Genomic DNA, 22,987 nt, shown 5'->3' with positions numbered 1-22,987 from the left:
TCGCGCGCCGGTTGCCCCCCGGTGCCACACGTGGACCGCAAGGCACGTTACCTCGATCGAGACCGTGATCGACTACGCCGAACGGCCGAGAAGATCAAGTCCGGCCGGAGGTACCCGATCCCGGGGCGAGAACGTCGTCGCAGGTGGTCATGGGTGCGGCGGGCTCGGGCTTTCGCACGTCGACACGCCGAAGTGGACGCAGCGCGTCGCCGAACGGTCACTTCCGGTGCCTCGTGCGCTGGTCCCAAGGGGTGAATTCGCCGCGCTCCGGCGTCAGGTGACCACGCCGGGTGGCCGTCGCGGTGCTCCGGCCCCGCACGCGTCCGAAGGGTCTATCGACCGCCTCCGCGGGCTCACAGGGACCGGGTCCAGCGACCGTCCCGGGTGATCTCTCGCCGAATGAACCTCTTTCGCGGCGAGTGGTCGACAGTCTGAGCCCGGCGGTCGCAACGGGCCCGAGCCGGGCACGGCACTGTGCCGAACGGACCCGTCTCGTGCACCCCGGGGAGGGGCGAAAGGCCCGGATTCCGCGCCGATCGGCATTCTCGACGCCGTCGATCATGGCTTTCCACCCGATCGAGTCATGCCCGAGACACGCTCCGTGTACCTTCCGCCGTCGACGCGTGCGTAGTTCGTCGGGCCCCGACCCGATCGGACGACCGACCGGGCGGAGCCGGGGCCGAGAGTGAGCGGCCCGCCGGTGGCGCGCGCGCCGAGCCGGACGAATGCGACCGAGAGGGTGGGTGGCCGACGAATGACGAGGCTGCTGGACTGGCTGCCACGCGGCAACACGCTCGACGAGGCGTCGTTCCGCAGGCGCCACCGACTGCTGCAGTGGATCCTGGCAGCGCACGTCCCCGTGCTGTTCCTGTTCGGGTGGCTGCTGGACAACCCGCTGGGCCTGGTGCTCGGGGCCGGCATCGCCCCCGTCGTCGTGCTCCTGCTGGTCGGGCACTTCGTGAACGCGAAGCGGGTCGCGGCCTCGTGCATCAGCGCCGGGCTGGTGTGGTGCTCGATCACGCTCGTGGCCGTGACGCACGGCACGATCGAGTCGCACTTCCACTTCTTCATCATCATCGGCTTCATCGCGCTGTACCAGGACTGGGTGCCGTTCCTCTGGAACATCCTGCTCACCGGGGTGTCGCACGGCATCGGGACGCTCTTCTGGCCGACGCTGATCTTCAACCACCCCGCGGCGCAGCGTGACCCGTGGCTGTGGGCCGGCATCCACGCCGGCGCGGTGCTCTTCGCGTGCGTCGGCATGGTGATCTTCTGGCGGATCACGGAGGACGAGCAGCACGAGAAGGAGGAGCTCGGCCGCGAGCTCGTGCGCGCCGACGCCGAGATCGGCCGCCGGCAGTTCACCTCGGACATGCTCGTCAACCTGGCCCGGCGCAACCAGTCGATGCTCTACCGGCAGCTGGACATCATCAACCAGCTCGAGGAGAAGGAGCAGGACCCCGACGCGCTCTCCGAGCTGTTCAAGCTCGACCACCTCGCCACCCGCGTCCGGCGCAACGCCGAGAGCCTGCTCGTCCTCTCCGGCGAGCAGCCGCCCCGCGTGTGGTCGGCCCCGGTGTCGATGCGCGACGTCGTGCGCGCCGCCATCGCCGAGACCGAGGACCTCGAGCGGGTCGAGTTCTCCGTCGACGACCGGATCGCGGTCGCGGGCCACAGCGTCGCCGACCTGACCCACCTGCTGGCCGAGCTCACCGAGAACGCCGTGCGGTTCTCCCCGCCGGACACCGCCGTCACGATCCGCAGCCGCCCGCAGCGCGCCGAGATCGGCGGCCAGGTCCTCACGATCGAGGACTGGGGCGTCGGCATGCCCGCCGACGAGCTGGCCGCGGCCAACGAGATGCTCATCCGGCCGCGCGACGTCGACCTGTCGGTGTCGCAGCGCCTGGGCTTCCACGTGGTCGCCCGGCTCGCGGCGCGCCACGGCATCGAGGTCTCGCTGTCCACCACGCCCGGTTCCGGGCTGACCGCGGTCGTCATCCTCCCCGCGGCGCTGTTCGTGTCCGACCCGCAGGCCGGCCCGCACGCGGGCATCGGCAGCGGGCCGGAGCAGACCCGGCGCGCGACCGCCGTCCACGAGCAGCCGCCGGCGGAGCACGCCCAGCGTGCCCAGGCGACCGCGACCGTCGAACGCAGTCCGCTCCCCGGTCTCGCGGCCGCGACCGCCCCGGCCTGGACACCGCCGTCCTCGCCTTCGCCGTCACCGGCGGCTCCCGCGACGCGGTCGACCCCGGCCCGGCCGGCCCCGGCCGCCCGCCGTGGCGCCCCGACGCCGTCGGTCTCCTCGCCGGCCACCCCGGCGGCGCTGCCGGTCAGCCGGCCCACCCCGATCCCGGCCGCCCAGGGCGGGAACTGGTCGGGCTGGTGGGACCCGGCGCCCGCGGACCGCGTCCCCGGGTCTCCCGGCGACGACGCCGGCCGGAACGGCAACGGCCACGCCACGAACGGGCACGACGGCCCGAACGGCCTCGGCGTGCCCGGCGGCGGCCCGAACGGCAGCGGTCGCCACGGGAACGGGCCCAACGGCAGCGCCCACGCCGGCAGCGCCCACGCCGGCAGCGCCCACACCGGCAACGGCCTCGGCGGGAATGGCCTCGGCACGAACGGCCTCAGCGGCAACGGTCACAACGGCAACGGTCACAACGGCAACGGTCACAACGGCAGCGGTCGCAACGGCCACGCCCTCCTCGGGGGCGACGGCGCCGCGTTCCCCGGCGGTCCGGCGACCATCGGCAGCACGGGGGTGAACGGCATCGACGGGCACACCGGCAACGGGCACGCCGACGGCTCCGGCCCCGACCGTCACGCCACCGACCGGCCGGCCCGCACCGACGGCACGGCCCGAGCCGACGGCCCCGTCGGCCGGACCGGCGATGCGGAGGCCCCGGACGCCACCAGGGTCCCGATCCCGACCCCGCGACCGGCCCCGGCCGAGAGCTCGCGGCCCCCGGCCACCGGGTCCAGCGGCCTGCGGCGCCGGGTTCCACAGGCGTCGCTCGCCCCCGAGCTGCGCGGCGGCTCGGCCGAGCCGGCCGCACCGGCGGCCCCGGCCGCCCCGGCCACGCCCAGCGCCGACGCCGCCCACGCACTGTCCCGTTACCAGGCCAGCCGGCAGGCCGCTCAGGCCGTCGCCGACCAGGCCCCCGACGGGTCGCACGACCATCACGTCACCGACAGGAGGACCAACCCGTGAGCACGTCGACCGGCCGGCTGGACTGGCTGCTCGTGGAGTTCACCCGGGACGTCCCGGGCGTCGTCAACGCCGTCGTCGTCTCCGGCGACGGGCTGCGCCTCGCCTCCTCGCCCGGGGTCGGCGAGGCCCTGGGCGACCAGCTGTCGGCCGCGGCCTCCGGCCTCGTGAGCCTGGCCAACGGGACCGCCCAGCTGCTGGGCTCCGGCGCGGTCAGCCAGACCATCCTCGAGATGGAGGGCGGCTACCTCTTCGTCACCGCGGTCAGCCGCGGCGCGACGCTCGCGGTGCACGCGGAGCGCGCCTGCGACATCGGCATGATCGGGTACGAGATGACCCTGCTGGCGTCGCGGGTCGGCCACGCGCTGACCCCGGCGCCACGCACGCCGGCGGGCCGCTGAGGTGCGGGACGGCACAGCGGACGACCCCGCCCCGAGACGGGGCGGCCGGGTCGTCCCGGTCTACGCGGTCACCGGCGGGCGGACCCGCTCGGCCGGCAAGGAGCTGCCCGTCGAGGCGCTCGTGACGGTCACGCACACGGGCCGGCACGCGGCCGACCTGCAGCTGGAGTACCGGACGATCCTCGGGCTCGCCGCGGCCCCGGTCTCGCTGGTCGAGATCGGCGCCGCCCTGCAGGTGCCGGTGGGTGTGGCGCGGGTGCTGGTCGGCGACCTCGCCGACGCCGGCTACGTGGCGGTGCACCTGCCGCAGGTCGGGGGCGACGGCGTCCCCGGCCCCGAGATCCTGGAGAGACTGTTGGAGGGGCTTCGTGCGCGATCGGGGTGAGCTCTACCCGCTGAAGATCCTCGTGGCCGGTGGCTTCGGGGTGGGCAAGACGACCTTCGTGCGGTCGTTGTCGGAGATCCCGCCGCTGCTCACCGAGCAGACGATGACCGCCGCGTCGGTCGGCGTCGACGACACCGTCGCGGTGCCGGACAAGACCACCACGACGGTGGCGATGGACTTCGGCCGGATCACGGTCGACGAGTCGCTGATCCTCTACCTGTTCGGCACGCCCGGGCAGTCCCGCTTCTGGTTCATGTGGGACGAGCTGGCGCGCGGTTCGGTCGGCGCCGTCGTCCTGGTCGACCTGCGGCGGGTCGACGAGTGCTTCCCGGCCATCGACTACTTCGAGGACCGGCGGATCCCGTACGTCATCGGGGTCAACCGGTTCCCGGGGTCGGACGCGCACAGCGAGGCCGACGTGCGCGACGCGCTCGCGCTCGCACCGGAGACACCGGTGCTGTGGATGGACGCCCGCGAGGCCGACTCGAGTCTCCGGTCGCTGGTGGCGCTGGTCGAGCACGCGCTGTCGCGCACGGCCGTCGCGGGCTGACGCGCCGGGGTCTCCGGCGCGCGTCTTCGGTCACGGACCCCGCTCCTCGGCGACCGGGCTCCCACCCTCCTCGGGTGGGGGCCCGTCGTCGTTCTCGGGTCCGGTGGGGCGGGTCAGCGGGGCAGCACCGAGGCGCGCCAGGCGCCCGGACCGACCTCGAGCGGGCGGCGCACCCGGTCCGCCGGGTTCGACCACAGGTCGCGCGGCTTCGGCGGCGCGGCCCCGCCGCCGCTCGCCGCCGCCGCGAGGACCACGGTCAGCGCCGCCAGCTCCTCGGGCGTCGGGTCGCCCTTGACGACCCGGAAGAGCGCGCGACGCTCCTCCGGGGTCTTCTCGTCCACGCCGTCCACGCCGTCCTCCGCGCCGCCGCTCACAGCGGGATGTTGCCGTGCTTGCGGGCCGGGCCCTGCTCCCGCTTGGTCGCGAGCATCCGCAGGGAGCGGCCCACGTACCCGCGGGTGTGCGACGGCGGGACCACCGCGTCGATGTACCCGCGGTCGGCGGCGATGTAGGGGTTGGCGAGGGTGTCCTCGTACTCCTGCTGCAGCTCGGCGCGCTTGGCGGCGAGCTCGTCGCCCTCCAGGCCCTTCAGCTCCTTGCGGTACAGGATGTTCACCGCGCCGGAGGCGCCGGTGACCGCGATCTGGGCCGTCGGCCAGGCGATGTTCACGTCGGCGCCGAGGTGCTTGGAGCCCATGACGTCGTACGCGCCGCCGTAGGCCTTGCGGACGATCACCGTGACCTTGGGGACGGTGGCCTCGGCGTAGGCGTAGATCAGCTTCGCGCCGCGGCGGATGATGCCGTTCCACTCCTGGTCGGTGCCCGGCAGGAAGCCCGGGACGTCGACGAAGGTGAGGATCGGGATGTTGAAGGCGTCGCAGGTCCGCACGAAGCGGGCCGCCTTCTCGGAGGCGTCGATGTCGAGGCAGCCGGCGAACTGGGTGGGCTGGTTGGCCACGATCCCGACCGAGCGGCCCTCGACGCGGGCGAAGCCGACCACGATGTTCGGTGCCCACAGCTCCTGGACCTCGAGGAACTCGCCCTCGTCGACCACGCGGTTGATGACCTCGCGGATGTCGTAGGGCGTGTTCGCCGAGTCGGGGACGATCGTGTCGAGCTCCCGGTCGGTGTCGGTGATGCCGTCCTCGATCGAGCCCGCGGTCGGCTCCGGGGCCGGGTAGGCCGGCGGCTCGGACAGGTTGTTCGACGGCAGGAAGGAGAGCAGCTCCTTGACGTAGTCGATCGCGTCCTGCTCGTCCGAGCCGAGATAGTGCGCCACCCCGGACTTGGAGTTGTGCGCCCGGCCGCCGCCGAGCTCCTCCATGTCGACGTCCTCGCCGGTGACCGTCTTGATGACGTCCGGGCCGGTGATGAACATGTGGCTGGTCTGGTCGACCATCACCGTGAAGTCGGTGAGCGCGGGGGAGTACACCGCGCCGCCCGCCGAGGGGCCCATGATCAGCGAGATCTGCGGGACCACCCCGGAGGCGCGGACGTTGCGGACGAAGATCTCGCCGTAGAGGCCGAGGGCGACCACGCCCTCCTGGATGCGGGCGCCGCCGCCGTCGTTGATCCCGATGACCGGGCAGCCGATCTTGGCGGCCACGTCCATGACCTTGACGATCTTCTCGCCGTAGACCTCGCCGAGCGAGCCGCCGAACACCGTGGCGTCCTGGCTGAACACGGCGACCGGCCGGCCGTCGATCGTGCCGGTGCCGGTGACGACGCCGTCGCCGAAGGGGCGCTTCTCCTGCATCCCGAAGTTGGTCGAACGGTGGCGCACCAGGGCGTCGAGCTCGACGAACGAGCCCGGGTCGAGCAGCTGGTCGATCCGCTCCCGGGCCGTCTGCCGGCCCTTGGCGTGCTGGCGCTCCGCCGCCGCCTCCGAGGGCAGGGCCTCGGTGTACCGCTTGTACAGGTCGGCCAGCTTGCCGGCCGTCGTGTGCACGTCCGGCTCGACGCCTGTCTCGATCGACGCGGAGGCGTTCGACGGGTCCCCCATCGGCTCCGTTGCAGCGCTCATGGCTGCGGAGCCTAACCCGGCGGTCACGCGCCCGGGCCGCCCGGCGGAGCGGTCTGCGTCACGTTCCCGCCGGTCATCCGCGTGCGGGCCGGGGCCATCCGTCGTTCGCTCGGCGCGCCGCTCGGCGCACCGGCCGCGCCTCCCGCACCGCCGGGCGCCTTCACCGCACCGCGGACCGGGGAGGCCGGCCGGAGCGGAGATAGGTTCCGGCGGTGAGCACCCCCGCGCCGCAGCCCTTCGACGAGCACGCGCTGCGACACGCCCTCCTCGGCCCCGCCGGGCGCTGGGCCCGGCTCGACGTCGTCGAGGAGACCGGGTCGACCAACGCCGACCTGATGGCCGAGGCCCTCGCCGGCGCCCCCGACGGCTCGGTGCTGGTCACCGAGCACCAGACCAAGGGCCGTGGCCGCCTCGACCGCACCTGGGAGGCACCCCGCGGGTCGGGGATCGCCGTGAGCGTGCTCTGGCGGCCCGAGGGCATCCCCGCCGAGCGGCTGGGCTGGCTGCCGATGCTCGCCGGCGTCGCGCTGCTCGACGCGATCAGGACCGTCGCCCCCGACGTCGCGTCCGGCCTCAAGTGGCCCAACGACCTGCTCCTCGGCCACGACCGGCGCAAGGGCGCCGGGATCCTCGCCGAGATGACGCCGGTGTCCGGCGGCGGGCCGGGCGTCGTTCTCGGCATGGGGGTCAACGTCGACGCCCCGGCCGGGACGCTGCCGGAGACGGCGACCTCGCTGGCCGCCGAGGGTGCCCGGGTGGACCGCTCGGAGCTGCTCGTCACCCTGCTGCGGAACCTCGCCGAGCGGGAGGCCGCGTGGCGCGCCGCCGCCGGCGACGCCGACGAGTCCGGCCTGCGCGCCGACTACCGCGCCGGCTGCCTGTCCCTCGGGTCCGAGGTGCGGGTCGAGATGCCCGGCGGCACGGCGCTGGTCGGGATGGCCGAGGACGTGGACCCGCAGGGCCACCTGCTCGTCCTCGAGCCCGACGGGCACCGCCGGGCGATCGCGGCGGGCGACATCGTGCACCTGCGACCGGCGGACCGTCCCGACGCGTGATCACCCGGATACGGTGGGTGCGTGGCCTATCCGGACGAGCTGCTGGTCGAGGGCGAGCGGGTGGTCCTCCACACCCGGCCGCACTGGAAGATGCTGGTGCTCCCCGTGCTGGTGTTCCTCGTGGTGGTCGGGGCGGCGTCGTTCCTCGCGGCGCTGGTGGGCGCGCAGGCCTGGGCGCCCGTCGCCCGGGTCGCGCTCGCGGTCGTCGCGGTGGTGCTGGTGGGCCGGTTCACCGTGCTGCCCTTCGTGCGCTGGCGGACCACGCACTTCGTCGTCACCACGCGCCGGGTGCTCGTCCGCGAGGGCGTCCTCTCCCGCAGCGGCATGGACATCCCGATGTCGCGGATCAACACCGTGCAGTTCCGGCACACCGTCGCGGAGCGCATGCTGGGGTGCGGGACGCTCGTCATCGAGTCGGCCTCCGATGAGCCGCTGGAGTTCACGGACGTCCCCGCCGTCGAGAAGGTTCATTCGCTGCTCTACCAGGAGGTCGCCGACGATGCCTGAGCCCCGCGCGCTCCCGATGACCGTGCCGACCGAGGGCCTGCCGGCGCACGTGACGATCTACGAGGTCGGTGCCCGGGACGGGCTGCAGAACGAGAAGGGGGCCGTGCCGGTCGAGGTGAAGGCCGAGTTCCTCACCCGGCTCGCCGACGCCGGCCTCACCACGCTCGAGGCCACCAGCTTCGTGCACCCGAAGTGGGTCCCGCAGCTGGCCGACGCCGCCGAGCTGCTCGAGCGGCTCGAGCGTCGCCCGGGCGTCGACTACCCCGTCCTGGTGCCCAACGACCGCGGGCTGGACCGCGCGATCGAGGCCGGCGTGAACCACGTCGCAGTGTTCGCCAGCGCCACCGAGACCTTCGCGGCCAAGAACCTCAACCGGACCCTCGACTCGCAGTTCGACATGTTCGAGCCGACCGTGAAGCGGGCCCTCGACCACGGGATGCGGGTGCGCGCCTACGTCTCCATGGCGTTCGGCGACCCCTGGGAGGGCGCGGTCGAGCCGGCCCAGGTGGCGGCGGTCGGGCGGCGGCTGGTGGAGATGGGGTGCTGGCAGCTCTCGCTGGGCGACACCATCGGCACCGGCACCCCCGGGCACGCCGAGGCCGTGATCGACGCCTGCGTGGCCGGCTCCGTGCCCGTCGACACCATCGCCGTGCACTTCCACGACACCTACGGCCAGGCGCTCGCCAACACGCTCGCCGCCCTGCGCCGCGGCGTGACCACCGTGGACTCCTCCGCGGGCGGCCTCGGCGGCTGCCCGTACGCGAAGTCGGCGACCGGCAACCTCGCCACCGAGGACCTCGTCTGGATGCTCGACGGGCTGGGCATCGGGCACGGCGCGAACCTCGACGCCCTGGTGGAGACGAGCGTGTGGATGGCGGGCAAGCTCGGCCGCCCCTCGCCGTCACGAGTGGTCAAGGCGCTGTCCGGCGCCTGAGTCCGGGGACGGCTCCCGGCGAGCGCGGCAGACCGTCGGCGCCCGCAGGCCCCGACGCTCACGGTGTTCATGCCCGGCGCCCCGGGCGACGGCCACGTGGCGCAAGCCCGCGGTCACCGGGGAGCTGCGCTCCACGGGCACGCTCGACGCGCCGGTCGAGCTGACCGTGGACGTCGCGGCCCTGGGGCGGTGACGGACGGGTGACTACGGTGACCAGGGGCGGGGGTGCTCGCGGGAGCCGAACATCCCGGTGAAGCGCCCGCGGTAGACCACGTCCTCGCTGTCGGCGGCGCCCCGGCGCATCCAGGCCCGCAGGGTGACCAGGCCCATCCACGGCTTCGACGACGAGCGCCGCGCCTCGAGGATCTCGAGCGAGGCGAACAGCTCGTCGCCCGCGAAGACCGGTGCGGGCCAGGCGATCTCGTCGCCACCCGGCGAGCCGAGCGCGATGGAGCGGAGCAGCAGCTCGTCGACGTAGCGCCGCATCCAGAGGCCCGCGGTGAACCAGCCCGAGGCCGCGAGCTGCCCGAAGATCGACTCCTTGCCGGCCGCCTCGTCGAGGTGGAACGGCTGCGGGTCGAAGCGGCGGGCGAACTCGACCATCTCGTCGTGGTCGACGGTCACGGAACCGAGGTCGAAGGCCCGGCCCGGTGTGAGGTCCTCGAAGGCGATCTCGGGAGCATCCGGCATGAACGCACGTTAACCCTCGGCGGGACCCGGGCCCGCGCCGAGGAGGCGCACGGCGTCGTCGTGCAGCAGGCCGTTGGAGGCGATGCCGTTGCCGCCGGCGAAGCCCGGCCGCCCGGCCAGGTCGGTGAGCCGGCCGCCGGCCTCCTCGAGGATCGGCTGGACCGCGGCGAGGTCCCAGGCGTTGGCCTCGGGCTCCACCGCCAGGTCGAGCACGCCCTCGGCGACGAGGCAGTGCTGCCAGAAGTCGCCGAAGGCCCGGGTCTCCCAGCAGGCGTCGGTGAGCGCGAGCCAGGCGTCGAGCAGGCCGTGCTCGCGGAAGGTGTTGAGGTCGGTGGTCGAGACGTAGCAGTCGCCCAGCTCGGCCACGCCCGTCACGGAGATCCGGCGCGCCTCGCCGCCCGGGCGGTCGCTGGTCCACGCGCCGTGACCGGCGGCACCCCACCAGCGCCGGCCCAGCGCGGGCGCGCTGACCACGCCCACCGTCGGCCGCCCGTGCTCGGTCAACGCGATGAGCGACGCCCAGACGGGCATCCCGCGGGAGAAGTTCTTGGTGCCGTCGATCGGGTCGAGCACCCAGCCGCGCCCGCTCGGCGGCAGCGCGTCGAGCGAGCCGCCGCGCTCCTCGCCGAGCACGGCGTCGCCCGGCCGCTGCCCGGCCAGGGCGGCGCGCAGGGCGTCCTCGGCGGCGGTGTCGGCGTCGGTCACCGGCGTGCGGTCCGGCTTGCGCGTGACCCGGAGGTCGGCGGCGCGGAAGCGCGGCAGGGTGATCGCGTCGGCGATGTCGGCGAGCTGGAGCGCGAGGGCGAGATCGGCCCGCGTGTCCGAATCGGTCCCGGGGGAGGTCACGGGCGGGGAGCATGCCACGCGTGCCACACACGGACGGGCCTAAGCTCTGCGGACGTGACCACCGTCCTGTTGGCGGAGGACGACGCCGCGATCGCGGAGCCGCTCTCCCGCGCCCTGCAGCGTGAGGGCTACGAGGTGGACGTCGCCCCCGACGGCACCACCGCGCTGGAGACCGTCCGGCAGGGGCACGTCGACCTGCTGGTCCTCGACCTCGGGCTGCCCGGGATGGACGGGCTCGAGGTCTGCCGCCGGCTGCGCCCGGACTTCCCCGACCTGCCGGTGCTGATGCTCACCGCGCGGACGGACGAGGTCGACTTCGTCGTGGGCCTCGACGCGGGCGCGGACGACTACGTCGGCAAGCCCTTCCGCCTCGCCGAGCTGCTCGCCCGCGTCCGTGCGCTGCTGCGCCGGTTGACCCCGGAGACCGTCGAGGTGGGCGGCGTCCGGATGGAGCTCTCGGGCCGCCGGGTCCTCGTCGACGGCGAGGAGGTCGGCCTGGCGAACAAGGAGTTCGAGCTGCTGCGCGTGCTCCTGCTGCGGGCCGGGCAGGTCGTCACCCGTGACGAGATCCTGCGCGAGGTGTGGAACGACCCGGACATGAAGACCTCCAAGACGCTGGACATGCACATGTCCTGGCTGCGCCGCAAGATCGGCGGCGAACGGCGCATCGCGACGGTGCGCGGCGTCGGGTTCCGCTTCAACCACGGCTGACCCCGCGTGCGCCGGCGGATCCTCCTCTCGACCCTGTTCGTCGTCGCGGTGACGGCCCTGGTCCTGGGCGGTCCGCTGGCGTTCACCACCTGGCGGCTGGTCGACGACTTCACCCGCGCCGAGCTCATCCAGCGGCTCGAGCAGATCGACGACCGGCTCGACGACAAGCCGCCGGACACCCCGATCGACTCGGCCGCGATCGCGCTCGCGGTGCCGTACGGCGGCGAGCTCGTGGTCGACGTCCCGGGCACGCCGGTGCAGCGGGTCGGCGCGCTCGCGAGCCCCGACATCCTGTCCGAGTCGCTGCCCTTCGGGCAGGGCGGCACGATCACGCTCTCCGAGCCGATCTCGGTGATGCGCACCCAGCAGGTGCAGGTCACCGTGATCGTGATCCTGCTGGTGGTGCTGTCCGTGGGCACGGGCGCGGTGGTCGCCACGGTCACGGCCCGCCGGCTGGCCGGCCCCCTGCTCGACGTCGCCGACCGGGCCGCGCGGCTCGGCGCCGGCGACTTCCGCCGCGCCCCGCACCGTCACGGCATCCCCGAGCTGGACCGGGTGTCCGACGTTCTCGACACCTCCGCCGGCGCCCTCGCCGACCTCGTGCAACGCGAGCGCGCCCTGGTCGGCGACGTCTCGCACCAGCTGCGCAGCCGGATCACCGCGCTCACCCTGCGCCTCGACGAGCTCTCCACCCACCCCGACCCCAGCGCCCGCCGGGAAGCGCTCGCCGCCCTCGAACAGACCGAGAAGCTCTCCGAGGTGCTCGACGAGCTGCTGGAGGCCGCCCGCGCCGCGCGCGCCGCCGGGGCCGAGCCGATGGATCTGCGCTCGGGGCTCACCGAGGTGGCCGACGAGTGGCGGCCCGCGCTCGAGTCCGCCGGGCGGCGGCTCAAGCTGCGGGTGCCGGACGGGCTGCTCGCCCGGGTCACGCCCGCGCGGATCCGCGAGGCCGTGGGCGCCCTGGTCGACAACGCGCTGCACCACGGCGCCGGCACCGTGACGATCTCGGCGCGCGAGGGCACGAACGCGCTGGTCGTGGAGGTGAGCGACACCGGGGCCGGGATCCCGGAGGAGCTGGTGCCGCACGTGTTCGACCGCGGGGTCTCGGTGCAGTCGTCGACCGGGCTGGGGCTCGCGCTGGCCCGTGCGCTGGTCGAGGCCGACGGCGGGCGGCTGGAGCTGTCGCGCCCCCGCCCGCCGACCTTCACGATCTTCCTCCCCGCCGCTCGCGCGGACGACGTCGTCGGCCCGCCCCGCCCCGCCGCCACTCCGCGTTGAGAGACGATCCGGGCGGACTCCGCACACCCGCTCGGCCCGGCCACAGGTCGTCGGCCGGGTGCGGCGCGCGACCGGAGGGTGTGCGGCCCGGGTCCTGACCGTGTCCCGCGAGCACGGCGGAGGTGCCGACGACGGGGACGGGTCTGCCGGAGCCGCGCCGCGTGAGGAGCGCGGGCCCCTCGCGAGAGGCGCGGCACGTCATCGGGCCCCGACCGCGCTCGGTGTGCGGCCCCTGAACGCCCGCTCGGTTACGGTGCGGGCATGGAGCGGATGGTCGAGGTGGGCGACGGGGTGCGGCTGCGGGTCACCGAGGAGGGCTCGGGCCGGCCGGTGATCCTGGCACACGGCTTCCCGGAGCTGGCGTACTCCTGGCGGCACCAGCTCCCGGCGCTGGCGGCCGAGGGGTACCGCGCGGTGGCACCGGACCAGCGCGGGTACGGGGGCTCGTCGCGACCCGAGCGGGTCGAGGACTACGACATCCACGAGCTCACCGGCGACCTCGTCGCGCTGCTCGACGACCTCGGCGAGGAGCGCGCCGTGTTCGTGGGGCACGACTGGGGCGCGATGGTCGTGTGGAACCTCGCGCTGCTGCACCCGGAGCGGGTCGCGGGCGTGTGCGGGATGAGCGTGCCGTTCGTGCCGCGCGCGCAGCGGCCGCCGACCGAGATCTGGCGGGAGAAGCTGGCCGGGAAGTTCTTCTACATCCTGCACTTCCAGCAGCCGGGCGTGGCCGACGCGGAGATGGCGAAGGACCCGGCGCGCACGATGCGCGGCATGCTCAGCGGGCTGGTCGCCGGGGACGGGACGAGCCTGATCGGCCCGGACGACGGCCGCGGCGTCGTCGAGCGGCTGCCGCAGCCGGAGTCGCTGCCGGGCTGGCTCGACCGGACCGAGCTCGACCACTACGTCGAGGAGTTCGCGCGCACCGGGTTCACCGGGGGGATCAACTGGTACCGCAACTTCGACCGCAACTGGGAGCGCACGCCCGAGCTCGCGGGGGCGCGCGTCGCGGCCCCGAGCTTCTTCGTCGCGGGCGATGCGGACCCGGTGCTGTGGATGACGCCGCCGGACCGGCAGGCGGAGCACCTCGACGACCTGCGCGGTCAGGTCCTGGTCGAGGGCGCCGGGCACTGGGTGCAGCAGGAGCGCCCGGCGGAGGTGAACGCCGCGCTGCTGGGCTTCCTGCGCGCGATCGACTGGTGAGCCGGGGTTACTGACCCAGCTCGTCGACGTGCTCGGGGACGGTGACCTGGCGGCGCACGTTCTCGTCGGGGAACACGAACCGGCGGAAGGCCCACCAGCGGAACGCCATGCCGACGAGCGTGCCGAGGATCTGCCCGGCGACGAAGTCCGCGACCTCCTGGCCGAGCAGCGACACCTCCGGCACCTGCAGGTGGAACAGGTAGCGCGAGGCGGCGAGGGGAGCGGTGTAGACCGCGACGCCGATGCCGCTCACGAGGAAGAACAGCAGCGCCTCGTGGTGGCGCTCGCGCCCGCCGCGCGTCCGGAAGGACCACTCGCGGTTCATGACGTAGGACACGATCGTGGCGACGAGGACCGCGAGGACCTTGGCGGTGAGCGGCTTGGTGTCCAGCACGGTGGTCTTCAGCACCAGGAAGACCACGGTGTCGATCACCCACGTCGCTCCGCCGACGACCGCGAACTTCAGCAGTTCCCGGTGCTTGATGGCGATGCCGCGGTAGGGCTCGGGGATGCGCGCCAGCGTCGTCTCGACCAGGGACACTCGATCGATCGTGCCAGAACGCCGCAGCGCACCGGCGTCCGGCCCGGGTGCGCCGCGTGTCGGTGGGTAGGCTCCTCCGACCGTGAGCACCTCTGCACCGCGCCGGGACTTCCCCGTCGTCGGGATGGTCGGCGGGGGCCAGCTGGCCCGGATGACGCACCAGGCCGCGATCGGGCTGGGTCAGTCGCTACGGGTCCTGGCCGTCAAGCCCGACGAGCCCGCGCCCCTGGTCGCGCCGGACGTCGTGCCCGGCGGGGCGGACGACCTCGGCGCCCTCGAGGCGCTCGCGGTGGGCTGCGACGCGGTGACCTTCGACCACGAGGGCGTGCCGCAGGAGCACCTGCGGGCGCTCGTCGCGAAGGGCGTGCCGGTGCGCCCGCACCCCGACGCCCTGCAGCACGCGCAGGACAAGCTCGTGATGCGCCGCCGGCTGTCGGCGATGGGGCTGCCGGTGCCGGCCTTCGCCGAGATCACCGCCCCCGAGCAGGTCGACGCGTTCGCCGCCGAGCACGGCTGGCCGGTCGTCCTCAAGGCCGCCCGCGGCGGGTACGACGGCCGCGGCGTCTGGTTCCTGCGCGAGGCCGACTCCCCCGATGCGCGCTCCGCCGGGGCTGCGCACGGAGACCTGGTCCGCGAGCTGCTGGCCGCCGGCACACCGCTGCTGGCCGAGGAGGCCGTCGCGATGCGCCGCGAGCTGGCCGCCCAGGTCGCGCGGTCGCCGTTCGGGCAGGCCGCGGCGTGGCCCGTCGTCGAGACGGTGCAGGAGGCCGGCCAATGCGTCGAGGTGCTCGCGCCCGCGCCGGACCTCGCCGAGGAGCGCGCGCTGGAGGCCCAGTCGCTCGCCCTGCGGATCGCGCAGGAGCTCGACGTGACCGGGCTGCTCGCCGTCGAGCTCTTCGAGACCGACTCCGGGCTCGTGATCAACGAGCTGGCGATGCGGCCGCACAACTCCGGGCACTGGACGATCGAGGGCGCCCGGACCTCACAGTTCGAGCAGCACCTGCGCGCGGTGCTCGACTACCCGCTGGGCACGACCACGATGACCGCGCCGGTCGTCGTCATGGCCAACGTGCTGGGGGCGGACACCACGCCGGAGATGAGCGTCGACGAGCGCATCCACCACCTCTTCGCGCGGTTCCCCGACGTCAAGGTCCACCTCTACGGCAAGGGCGAACGGCCGCTGCGCAAGGTCGGGCACGTCAACGTGCTGGGCACCGACCTCGCGGAGACGCGGCGCAAGGCCGTCCTCGCGGCCCACTGGCTGTCCACCGCGACGTGGGACGACGGCTGGTCCGTGCACGAGGGCACGCCCGCCGAGGTCCCCACCGAGACGGGAGCGCGGCGGTGAGCGCCCGCGTCGGCGTGATCATGGGCAGCGACTCGGACTGGCCGGTGATGGAGGCCGCCGGGACCGCGCTCGCCGAGTTCGACGTGGAGTACGAGGTCGGCGTGTACTCCGCGCACCGGACCCCGCAGCGGATGCTCGACTACGCCCGGGACGCCGCGGCCCGCGGGATCCAGGTGATCATCGCCGGGGCGGGCGGTGCCGCCCACCTGCCCGGCATGGTCGCCGCCGCCACCCCGCTGCCGGTGATCGGCGTGCCCGTGCCGCTCAAGGTGCTCGACGGCCTGGACTCGCTGCTGTCGATCGTGCAGATGCCGGCCGGGGTGCCGGTGGCGACCGTCGCCGTGGGCAACGCGCGCAACGCGGGCCTGCTCGCCGTGCGGATCCTCGCCGCGGCCGATGCCGGGCTGCGCGAGCGGATGGAGGGCTTCCAGGCCTCGCTCGAGGAGATGGTCCTGCAGAAGGACGCGGCGCTGCGCGAGAAGGCCTCCGGCCAGGGTCCCTGATCACACTCCCCTAATTCGTGGCGCGCGGCCGCCTTGCGGTCGTAGGGTGGCGGTACACGAGAAGGGAGGTGGTCCGACGTTGATTAGCGACAGGACACGTGAGGTGGCTGCCCGCTAGGCACCAACAGGACGTCTTCCTGACGGCCAGTGGAAGCCGGTAGGTGCCGGCAAATCCCAGGCAGTCACCGGTGGTCCCCGGGCCCGAGCCCAGTCCAGCTCGGCATGCGCTCCCCGCTCGACGGGGTTGCGGCCCGGGGATCACCCATGTCCGGGCCCGTCCGGGTGATCGAGCGCAGTACGGAGCCCGAACGCGTCTTCTCGGCGCAGTGTGGAGCCATAGTGCGTGCAGGGGCGGGCTGTCGGCGCAGTGTGGAGCCATAGTGCGTCCAGGAGCGGGTCGTCAGCGCAGTATCGAGCCGTGACGTGGGCCAGGGGCGAGGTCTCAGGCCCGGCGCTCCAGCGACCGCGCAGCGCGCTCCAGCCGGCGCGCCACCTGCTCCAGGTCCGGTGCCTGCTCCAACGGCAGCATGTCCGCGACCTTGCGGAAGTGGGCCCGGCAGGCTTCGGTGCCCTCGCCCGTCCCGCCGTCCGCCAGCCAGCGGCGCAGTGCCTGGTTGTGTGCGGCGACGACCGCCGCGCCCGTCACGGCCGCCCGCAGGTCCCCGTCCTCGACGCCGGCGAGCCGGGCGGCGAGCTCCCTGGTGAACAGCCGCCGGTAGCGGTGCACCATCGCGGCCTCCCGGTCGCGCAGCGCGGGCACCTCGTGGACCAGCGCGAACCGCTTGCGGGCCGTCCCGGGATCGGACAGGTAGAGGTCGAACACCGTCTCCCCGGCCCGCAGCACCACTGACAGCAGCGGCTCCGTGGGGTGCGCCGTCGCGAAGACCTCGGCGACCCGGGCGAGGCCGAGCTCGTGGTCGGGGGAGACCGCGTCCTCCTTGCCCTTGAAGTACCGGAAGAAGGTCCGGCGCCCGACGCCCGCGGCGGCGGCGATGTCGTCGACCGTCGTCTCGTCGTAGCCCTGCGCGGTGAACAGGTCCACCGCCGCGGTGACCAGGTCGCGACGCACCTCCGCGCGTCCCGCGGCCGAACGGCCGCGCCGCGGAGTGACGTTGGACATGGCACGGAGGGTAGCAGGAGCGTTGTCCAGTGGCACGGAGTGCCGTTACAGTGGGCGGACCCGGACACACCGACGTGGGAGAAGAGATGCTGAACGCCGACTTCGACGCCTACCGGCTGAGCGAGGAGCACGAGGCGCTCCGCGACGCCGTGCGTGCGCTCGCCGAGAAGGAGATCGCGCCGCACGCCGCGGAGGTGGACGAGTCGGCCCGCTTCCCCCACGAGGCCAAGGACGCGCTGGTCAAGGCCGGTTTCCAGGCCGTCCACATCCCCGAGGAGTACGGCGGGCAGGGGGCGGACGAGCTGGCCGCCTGCATCGTGATCGAGGAGGTCGCGCGGGTCTGCGCCTCGTCGTCGCTCATCCCGGCCGTCAACGGCCTGGGCTCGGTCCCGATCCTGCTCTCGGCGTCGGACGAGCTGAAGAAGCAGGTCCTGCCGTCGATCGCCGCCGGCGAGGCCATGATCAGCTACGCGCTCTCGGAGCGCGAGGCGGGGTCGGACGCGGCCTCGATGAAGACCCGCGCCCGCCGCGACGGCGACGACTGGGTCCTCAACGGCACCAAGTGCTGGATCACCAACGCCGGCGAGTCGACCTGGTACACGGTCATGGCCGTGACCGACCCGGAGAAGAAGGCCAACGGCATCTCCGCGTTCGTCGTGCACAAGGACGACCCGGGCTTCGAGGTCGGGCCGAAGGAGCGCAAGCTCGGCATCGCCGGCTCGCCCACCCGCGAGATCTACTTCCAGGACTGCCGGATCCCCGGCGACCGGATGATCGGCGCCGAGGGGACGGGCTTCAAGACCGCCCTCGCCACGCTCGACCACACCCGCCCGACGATCGGCGCGCAGGCCGTCGGCATCGCGCAGGGCGCGCTCGACCAGGCGATCGCGTACGTCAAGGAGCGCAAGCAGTTCGGCAAGGCGATCGCCGACTTCCAGGGCGTGCAGTTCATGCTCGCTGACATGGCGATGAAGGTTGAGGCCGCGCGCCAGCTCGTCTACGTGGCCACCTCCCGCGCCGAGCGCGGCGAGAAGAATCTCGGCTTCATCTCCTCGGCGGCGAAGTGCCTCGCCTCGGACACCGCGATGCAGGTCACGACCGACGCCGTGCAGCTCTTCGGCGGCGCCGGCTTCACCAAGGACTTCCCGGTGGAGCGGATGATGCGCGACGCCAAGATCACACAGATCTACGAGGGCACCAACCAGGTGCAGCGCATGGTGATGGCGCGCTCCCTGCTCCGCTGACCGGGCGCGTTGTGGAACCATAATGCGCGAGACCAGGCGTCCTGAGCGCATTATGGTTCCATAACGCGGATAATCCTGAGCTCTGAGCGCATTATGGTTCCCTAGCGCTCAAGGCCCGGCGCCCTGGGTGCTTCCGGCCAGCGGCGGCCCACGCCGGATCCGGACGGTGATCGGCGGCGCGGATCGGTGCGGGCTCGGCGCCAGCCCCGCAGGTGGGCTGGCTACGGTGGGGTGATGACCAGCGCCCCCGCCCAGAGTGTGACCGCCGCCGACGTCGACGCGGCGGCAGGGCGCTTGCGTGCGGTGATCGGGCCGAGCCCCCTGCAGCTCTCGGCGCGGCTGTCCGACGCCGTCGGCGGCGAGGTGTGGCTCAAGCGCGAGGACCTGCAGCCGGTCCGCTCGTACAAGATCCGCGGCGCCTACAACCTCATCGCGCAGCTGTCGCCCGAGGAACGCGAGCGCGGCGTGGTGTGCGCGTCCGCCGGCAACCACGCGCAGGGCGTCGCGTTCGCGTGCGCGCGGCTGCACGTCACCGCTCGGGTCTACCTGCCCCGCACCACGCCCCGGCAGAAGCGGGACCGGGTCGCGCGGCTGGGCGGGAAGGTCGTGGAGGTCGTGGTCGTCGGCAACACCTACGACGACGCCGCCGCGGCCGCGGCCGCCGACGCCGCGCAGACCGGGGCCACCCTCGTGCCCGCCTTCGACGACCCGCGCACGGTCGCCGGGCAGGGCACGGTCGCGCGTGAGGTGCTGAGCCAGCTCGCGGACCCCCCGGACCAGGTCATCGTGCCGGTCGGCGGCGGCGGGCTGCTCGCCGGTACCCTCACCTACCTGCGCGAACGGCACCCCGAGGTGCGGGTGATCGGCGTCGAACCGGCCGGCGCCGCGAGCATGGCGGCGGCCCTGGCGAAGGGCGAGCCGACGACGCTGGCGGAGGTCGAGCCGTTCGTCGACGGCGCCGCGGTGCGCCGGGTCGGCGACACCACCTTCCCGATCGTGCGCGACGCGGCGATCGCCGTCGACGCCGTCGACGAGGGCCGGATCTGCGTCGAGATGCTCGCGCTGTACCAGACGGACGGGATCATCGCCGAGCCCGCGGGCGCGCTCGCCCCGGCGGCGCTGGGGCAGCTGGACATCCCGCGCGGCTCCGCCACGGTGTGCCTGCTCTCCGGCGGCAACAACGACGTCAGCCGCTACGCCGACATCGTCGAGCGCGCGCTGGTGTGGGAGGGACGCAAGCACTACTTCCTGGTGGAGTTCCCCCAGGAACCGGGCGCGCTGCGCCGCTTCCTCGACGACGTCCTCGGGCCCGACGACGACATCACGCTGTTCGAGTACGTCAAGCGCAGCAACCGGGAGACCGGCCCCGCACTCGTCGGGATCGAGCTGGGCGACCCGGCGGACCTGGAGCCGCTGCTGGAGCGCATGGAAGCGGCACCCCCGCAGATCGAGCGGATCCCGCCCGACTCGCCCTTGTTCCGCTTCATCCTCTAGGCGCGTTGTGGAACCATAACGCGCCTAGAAGGGGTGATTTCGCGCGTTATGGAACCATAATGCGCTCAGGACGGGTGGAAGCAAGCGTTATGGAACCATAATGCGCTCAGAAGGGGTGATTTCGCGCGTTATGGAACCATAATGCGCTCAGGACGGGTGGAAGCAAGCGTTATGGAACCATAATGCGTCCCGACCAGCGATCACGAGGTGACGCGGCGCCGAGCCCGCACCTTCACAGCCCGCACCTTCACAGCCCGCACCTTCACAGGCGGGTGGTGCACTTCTCCGTGTCGTACTTGCGCTCCAGGCGGCCCGCGTCGGCGTGGGCGACCTGGACGAGGGAGGCACCGCCGGCGAGGACCGCGAGCAGGCCGTCGACCAGGTCCTCGCGCGCGGTCCAGTCCCGCGTCGACAGCACCCGGTCCGACGCCGAGAGCCCCAGCTCCGCGGCCCGCGCCGCTGCGCGGGTGGCCACCTCCGAGGCGGGCATGCCGTCGAGCGCCGCGGCGTCGGCGGGCACCGGCTCCCAGGGCACGAACTCGTCGCCGTGCAGCCGCACCTCGGTCGCGAAGTCGATCACCCCGGCGGGCAGGCCGTCGATCCCGCGGCCGAACGCGTCGAGGGACAGGGCGACCACCCCGCCGGACGGGTGCGCGGCGAGCGCGAGGTCGAGCCGCCCGGCGTCGCACAGCACGAGGTCGGCCTCGGCCGGCTCGCCGACCACCTCGGCCCCGCACGACCACGCCGCGAGCAGCACCGACGCCGTCTGCCAGTGCGCGGGCAGCAGCACCGCGACCGTCCCGCCGGGCTCGACGTCGCACTCGTCGCGCAGCAGGTTGGCCGCCTTGGCGACCCAGTTCGCCGTGGTGATCGCGGAGAGCTCGATCCGCTCGCCGGTGGCGTCGTCGTAGAAGGTGATCAGCGGCCGGGCCGGGGCCGCGGCGAGGATCGGGTCGAGCAGGGTGGCGGTCAGCGACACGGACGTCCTTCACACGGGGTGGTCAGTCGATGCACGGTACGCCGCCCGCGTTGACCTCGGAGGTCGGAGCGGGGGCGGGGGACGAGGAGCCGGCGCCCGTGCTCGCGGACGCCGCGGTGGTGTTCGCGAAGTCCGTCCCGAGCAGCACCTGGACGTGCCCGGACCGCACCCCGTCGGCCTGCTCGACGCCGATCCCGCCGAGCTGGGCGGCCACGGCCTTGGCGGCCTCCTCGCCGTCGGACTGCGCGTAGCGGACGACGGAGGTCGAGCGGCTCGCCGAGTTCTCGACGGTGCCGCGCTGGTAGCCCGCCCCGCCCAGCCGGTCGGCGACCTGCGCCGCGAGGCCCGTGCCGCCGGAGCCGTTGCCGACGTCGACGGTGACCGTCGCCGGGTCCACGGTGGGCGCCCCGGCCGGGGCGTCGGCCGTCGTCTCGGGCGCCTCGTCCTTCGGCGTCTCCTCCTTCTCGGCGGTCCGCTGCTCGACGAACTGCCGGACCTGCGCGGGATCGACCAGCACGACGTCGCCGCGCTCGTTCGTCGCGCCGCCCCGTGTCGGGACGGTCATGAAGTCGATGTTGCCCGCCGCGATGTCGGAGGCCTGCCGGGCGAAGCCGAGCAGGTCCCAGCCGGAGTCGATGACCAGCGACTTCCTGGCCACGTCCATGAGCGCGGACAGCGTGCTGCCGTTGGTGAGCGTGCCGCTGGAGAGGATCTTGTCGGCGACGGCGGCGAGGAACACCTGCTGGCGCCGGATGCGGGAGAGGTCGCCCTCGGGCAGGCCGTGGCGCTGGCGGACGAAGGCCAGCGCGTCCGCCCCGGAGATGGTCTGCCGGCCGGCGGCGAAGCGGGCGCCGGAGAAGTCGTCGTCCACGGGGGCCTTGAGGCAGACGTCGACGCCGCCGATGGCCTGGGTCAGGTTGTAGAAGCCGAGCAGGTTGATCTCGGCGTAGTGGTCGATGGTGAGGCCGGTGAGGTCCTGGACCGTCTCGATCAACGTGGTGCGGCCGGTCGCCGACGACTGCTGGTCGGCGTCCTTCTGCGAGACACCGGACTTGACCAGCTCCTCGGCCTTGAGCGCCTTGGTGGCCGGGTAGGCCGCGTTGATCTTGTCCTTGCGGTAGCCGGGGATGTCGACGTAGCTGTCCCGCGGGATCGAGAAGGCCGTCGCGCTGCCGCCGTCGGCGGGGAGGTGCAGCACGATGATCGTGTCGGAGTTGAGGACCCCGGACTCGGCGCCGCTGCGCAGGGTGCGCAGGACGTCGTCGGGCAGGGGGTTTCCCTGCGCGTCCGTACGGCTGTCCACTCCGACGAGCAGGATGTTCTGGTCGCCGCCGGAGGAGCCGCCGGTGATGACGTTGGTCGTCGTGAGGCCCGCGGTGAGGTCGTGGTAGAGCCCCCACGCCGTGCCGGTGACCGCCACGACCAGCACGGACAGGACACACAGCGTGATCCGGGCCCGGCGGACGAGACTGCCGGCCGGACGCCGCGGCGGGGCCGTGGCCGGGCGGGCCGGCGCGGGCGGCGCGGGCGGCGGGGTGCGCGGACGCGTGCGGGTGGGCGGCCGGGCGGGTGCGGTGCTCGTTCCCGTGCCCCGCGCGGCGTCCCGGGCGGCCCGGCGCGGAGGCGGCTCGACGACGGTCCGGCGGGCGGGCGTGCGGGGCGCCTCGCGGTCGGGTGCGGCGCGACGGGCCGAGGTGGGGGAGCCGGAGCGGGCGGTGCCGGTCGGGGTCCGGCGCACGCGCCCGGGGGGCTCGACGGCGCGGGGCGAGCCACCGGAGCGGTTGCGGCCGGTCGTGTCCCCGCCGGCGGTGCCGGACCGGTCGCGGGAGGAGGCCGACGGGTCGGAGCCGGAGGCCGGTCGACCGCCGGAGGCCGACCGAGCGCCCGAGCCGGGGGCCGATCGGTCGCCGGACCCGCGGTCACGGCCCGAGGAGCCCCGGGCCGACGGGTCGCCGGAGGTCCTGCGT

Annotated in this window: 22 protein-coding genes; 14 read left to right on the top strand and 8 right to left on the bottom strand. The window is 73.8% G+C overall.

Annotation, left to right across the window (positions count from 1 at the left end):
• Positions 1-754: 754 nt before the first annotated feature.
• From LWC35_RS27775 to LWC35_RS27760, 4 genes are read left to right on the top strand one after another with little or no spacing between them, the layout of a single operon-like run.
• Entirely contained in the window at positions 755-3,211 is a 2,457-nt protein-coding gene (locus LWC35_RS27775) for a sensor histidine kinase (protein WP_232873219.1), read from the top strand.
• Positions 3,208-3,609 (top strand): roadblock/LC7 domain-containing protein, encoded by a 402-nt coding sequence (locus LWC35_RS27770; RefSeq protein WP_037046421.1) that lies wholly within the window; start codon positions 3,208-3,210, stop codon positions 3,607-3,609. Before LWC35_RS27775 ends, LWC35_RS27770 begins: the two co-directional genes overlap by 4 nt.
• 1 nt (position 3,610) lies before the next feature.
• On the top strand, positions 3,611-3,994 hold the full coding sequence (locus tag LWC35_RS27765) for a DUF742 domain-containing protein (protein ID WP_232873218.1): 384 nt from the start codon (positions 3,611-3,613) through the stop codon (positions 3,992-3,994).
• Positions 3,978-4,544, top strand: a complete 567-nt coding sequence (locus LWC35_RS27760; protein WP_232873217.1) for a GTP-binding protein — start codon at positions 3,978-3,980, stop codon at positions 4,542-4,544. The genes LWC35_RS27765 and LWC35_RS27760 overlap by 17 nt, the downstream gene beginning before the upstream one ends.
• Before the next feature lie 113 nt (positions 4,545-4,657).
• Here the strand turns inward: LWC35_RS27760 and LWC35_RS27755 are convergent, their stop codons facing one another.
• Positions 4,658-4,918 carry an acyl-CoA carboxylase subunit epsilon gene (locus LWC35_RS27755; protein ID WP_372463116.1) on the bottom strand — a complete coding sequence of 87 codons (261 nt, stop codon included), beginning with the start codon at positions 4,916-4,918 and terminating at the stop codon, positions 4,658-4,660.
• Positions 4,915-6,567, bottom strand: coding sequence for an acyl-CoA carboxylase subunit beta (locus LWC35_RS27750; RefSeq protein ID WP_232873216.1), 1,653 nt, complete (start codon positions 6,565-6,567; stop codon positions 4,915-4,917). The genes LWC35_RS27755 and LWC35_RS27750 overlap by 4 nt, the downstream gene beginning before the upstream one ends.
• A 212-nt stretch (positions 6,568-6,779) precedes the next feature.
• Between LWC35_RS27750 and LWC35_RS27745 the strand changes: the two genes are divergently transcribed.
• Genes LWC35_RS27745 through LWC35_RS27735 form a run of 3 tightly spaced genes read left to right on the top strand, consistent with a single transcriptional unit; the run spans position 6,780 to position 9,063 of the window.
• A complete protein-coding gene (locus LWC35_RS27745; RefSeq protein ID WP_232873215.1) occupies positions 6,780-7,622 on the top strand; it encodes a biotin--[acetyl-CoA-carboxylase] ligase in 843 nt (280 codons plus the stop codon).
• A gap of 21 nt (positions 7,623-7,643) precedes the next feature.
• Entirely contained in the window at positions 7,644-8,129 is a 486-nt protein-coding gene (locus tag LWC35_RS27740) for a PH domain-containing protein (protein WP_232873214.1), read from the top strand.
• Positions 8,122-9,063 (top strand): hydroxymethylglutaryl-CoA lyase, encoded by a 942-nt coding sequence (locus LWC35_RS27735; RefSeq protein WP_232873213.1) that lies wholly within the window; start codon positions 8,122-8,124, stop codon positions 9,061-9,063. Before LWC35_RS27740 ends, LWC35_RS27735 begins: the two co-directional genes overlap by 8 nt.
• A 204-nt stretch (positions 9,064-9,267) precedes the next feature.
• On the opposite strand, the gene LWC35_RS27730 is transcribed toward LWC35_RS27735, so the two are convergent.
• On the bottom strand, positions 9,268-9,753 hold the full coding sequence (locus tag LWC35_RS27730; protein WP_232873212.1) for a MaoC family dehydratase: 486 nt from the start codon (positions 9,751-9,753) through the stop codon (positions 9,268-9,270).
• 9 nt (positions 9,754-9,762) lie between these two features.
• A complete protein-coding gene (gene hisN / locus LWC35_RS27725; RefSeq protein WP_232873211.1) occupies positions 9,763-10,599 on the bottom strand; it encodes a histidinol-phosphatase in 837 nt (278 codons plus the stop codon).
• A 54-nt stretch (positions 10,600-10,653) separates the two neighbouring features.
• Between hisN and LWC35_RS27720 the strand changes: the two genes are divergently transcribed.
• The 3 genes from LWC35_RS27720 (at position 10,654) to LWC35_RS27710 (ending at position 13,791) form a co-directional block, all read left to right on the top strand.
• Positions 10,654-11,310: a response regulator transcription factor gene (locus LWC35_RS27720; RefSeq protein ID WP_232873210.1), complete on the top strand. Its 657-nt coding sequence runs from the start codon at positions 10,654-10,656 to the stop codon at positions 11,308-11,310.
• A 6-nt stretch (positions 11,311-11,316) separates the two neighbouring features.
• Positions 11,317-12,588, top strand: coding sequence for an ATP-binding protein (locus LWC35_RS27715; protein ID WP_232873209.1), 1,272 nt, complete (start codon positions 11,317-11,319; stop codon positions 12,586-12,588).
• A 261-nt stretch (positions 12,589-12,849) separates the two neighbouring features.
• On the top strand, positions 12,850-13,791 hold the full coding sequence (locus LWC35_RS27710) for an alpha/beta fold hydrolase (RefSeq protein WP_232873208.1): 942 nt from the start codon (positions 12,850-12,852) through the stop codon (positions 13,789-13,791).
• A 7-nt stretch (positions 13,792-13,798) separates the two neighbouring features.
• Here the strand turns inward: LWC35_RS27710 and LWC35_RS27705 are convergent, their stop codons facing one another.
• Positions 13,799-14,332: a GtrA family protein gene (locus LWC35_RS27705; protein ID WP_232873207.1), complete on the bottom strand. Its 534-nt coding sequence runs from the start codon at positions 14,330-14,332 to the stop codon at positions 13,799-13,801.
• An 82-nt stretch (positions 14,333-14,414) separates the two neighbouring features.
• On the opposite strand from LWC35_RS27705, the gene LWC35_RS27700 reads away from it, so the two are divergent.
• Both LWC35_RS27700 and purE read left to right on the top strand, forming a co-directional pair.
• Positions 14,415-15,680: a 5-(carboxyamino)imidazole ribonucleotide synthase gene (locus tag LWC35_RS27700; RefSeq protein ID WP_308194688.1), complete on the top strand. Its 1,266-nt coding sequence runs from the start codon at positions 14,415-14,417 to the stop codon at positions 15,678-15,680.
• The gene (gene purE, locus LWC35_RS27695) at positions 15,677-16,183 is read left to right on the top strand and encodes a 5-(carboxyamino)imidazole ribonucleotide mutase (RefSeq protein WP_308194687.1); all 507 of its coding nucleotides are present in this window, start codon (positions 15,677-15,679) and stop codon (positions 16,181-16,183) included. The genes LWC35_RS27700 and purE overlap by 4 nt, the downstream gene beginning before the upstream one ends.
• A 442-nt stretch (positions 16,184-16,625) precedes the next feature.
• Here the strand turns inward: purE and LWC35_RS27690 are convergent, their stop codons facing one another.
• A complete protein-coding gene (locus LWC35_RS27690; RefSeq protein WP_232873206.1) occupies positions 16,626-17,303 on the bottom strand; it encodes a TetR family transcriptional regulator in 678 nt (225 codons plus the stop codon).
• Between the two features lie 86 nt (positions 17,304-17,389).
• Here LWC35_RS27690 and LWC35_RS27685 point away from each other — a divergent pair, with 86 nt between their 5' ends.
• Together LWC35_RS27685 and ilvA are read left to right on the top strand one after the other, a co-directional pair.
• Positions 17,390-18,547, top strand: a complete 1,158-nt coding sequence (locus LWC35_RS27685) for an acyl-CoA dehydrogenase (RefSeq protein ID WP_232873205.1) — start codon at positions 17,390-17,392, stop codon at positions 18,545-18,547.
• A 234-nt stretch (positions 18,548-18,781) separates the two neighbouring features.
• A complete protein-coding gene (ilvA, locus tag LWC35_RS27680; RefSeq protein WP_232873204.1) occupies positions 18,782-20,041 on the top strand; it encodes a threonine ammonia-lyase IlvA in 1,260 nt (419 codons plus the stop codon).
• A gap of 262 nt (positions 20,042-20,303) precedes the next feature.
• Here ilvA and LWC35_RS27675 read toward each other — a convergent pair whose 3' ends face one another.
• Both LWC35_RS27675 and LWC35_RS27670 read right to left on the bottom strand, forming a co-directional pair.
• Positions 20,304-21,020 carry a TIGR03089 family protein gene (locus tag LWC35_RS27675; protein ID WP_232873203.1) on the bottom strand — a complete coding sequence of 239 codons (717 nt, stop codon included), beginning with the start codon at positions 21,018-21,020 and terminating at the stop codon, positions 20,304-20,306.
• 22 nt (positions 21,021-21,042) lie between these two features.
• A partial coding sequence (locus LWC35_RS27670; RefSeq protein WP_232873202.1) for an LCP family protein occupies positions 21,043-22,987 on the bottom strand: 1,945 nt, incomplete at its 5' end.

The sequence above is a fragment of the Pseudonocardia kujensis genome, from assembly GCF_021283305.1.
Lineage (GTDB): Bacteria > Actinomycetota > Actinomycetes > Mycobacteriales > Pseudonocardiaceae > Pseudonocardia > Pseudonocardia kujensis.
Note: the sequence above shows the minus strand (reverse complement) of the source record. Positions and strands in the feature narration are given on the sequence as shown.

Bases quoted from the DNA above. Each gene is read 5' to 3' on its own strand.
- LWC35_RS27750 (WP_232873216.1), bottom strand. From the start codon at position 6,567: ATGAGCGCTGCAACGGAGCCGATGGGGGACCCGTCGAACGCCTCCGCG.
- ilvA (WP_232873204.1), top strand. From the start codon at position 18,782: ATGACCAGCGCCCCCGCCCAGAGTGTGACCGCCGCCGACGTCGACGCG.
- LWC35_RS27730 (WP_232873212.1), bottom strand. From the start codon at position 9,753: ATGCCGGATGCTCCCGAGATCGCCTTCGAGGACCTCACACCGGGCCGG.
- LWC35_RS27735 (WP_232873213.1), top strand. From the start codon at position 8,122: ATGCCTGAGCCCCGCGCGCTCCCGATGACCGTGCCGACCGAGGGCCTG.
- LWC35_RS27710 (WP_232873208.1), top strand. From the start codon at position 12,850: ATGGAGCGGATGGTCGAGGTGGGCGACGGGGTGCGGCTGCGGGTCACC.
- LWC35_RS27690 (WP_232873206.1), bottom strand. From the start codon at position 17,303: ATGTCCAACGTCACTCCGCGGCGCGGCCGTTCGGCCGCGGGACGCGCG.
- LWC35_RS27685 (WP_232873205.1), top strand. From the start codon at position 17,390: ATGCTGAACGCCGACTTCGACGCCTACCGGCTGAGCGAGGAGCACGAG.
- LWC35_RS27775 (WP_232873219.1), top strand. From the start codon at position 755: ATGACGAGGCTGCTGGACTGGCTGCCACGCGGCAACACGCTCGACGAG.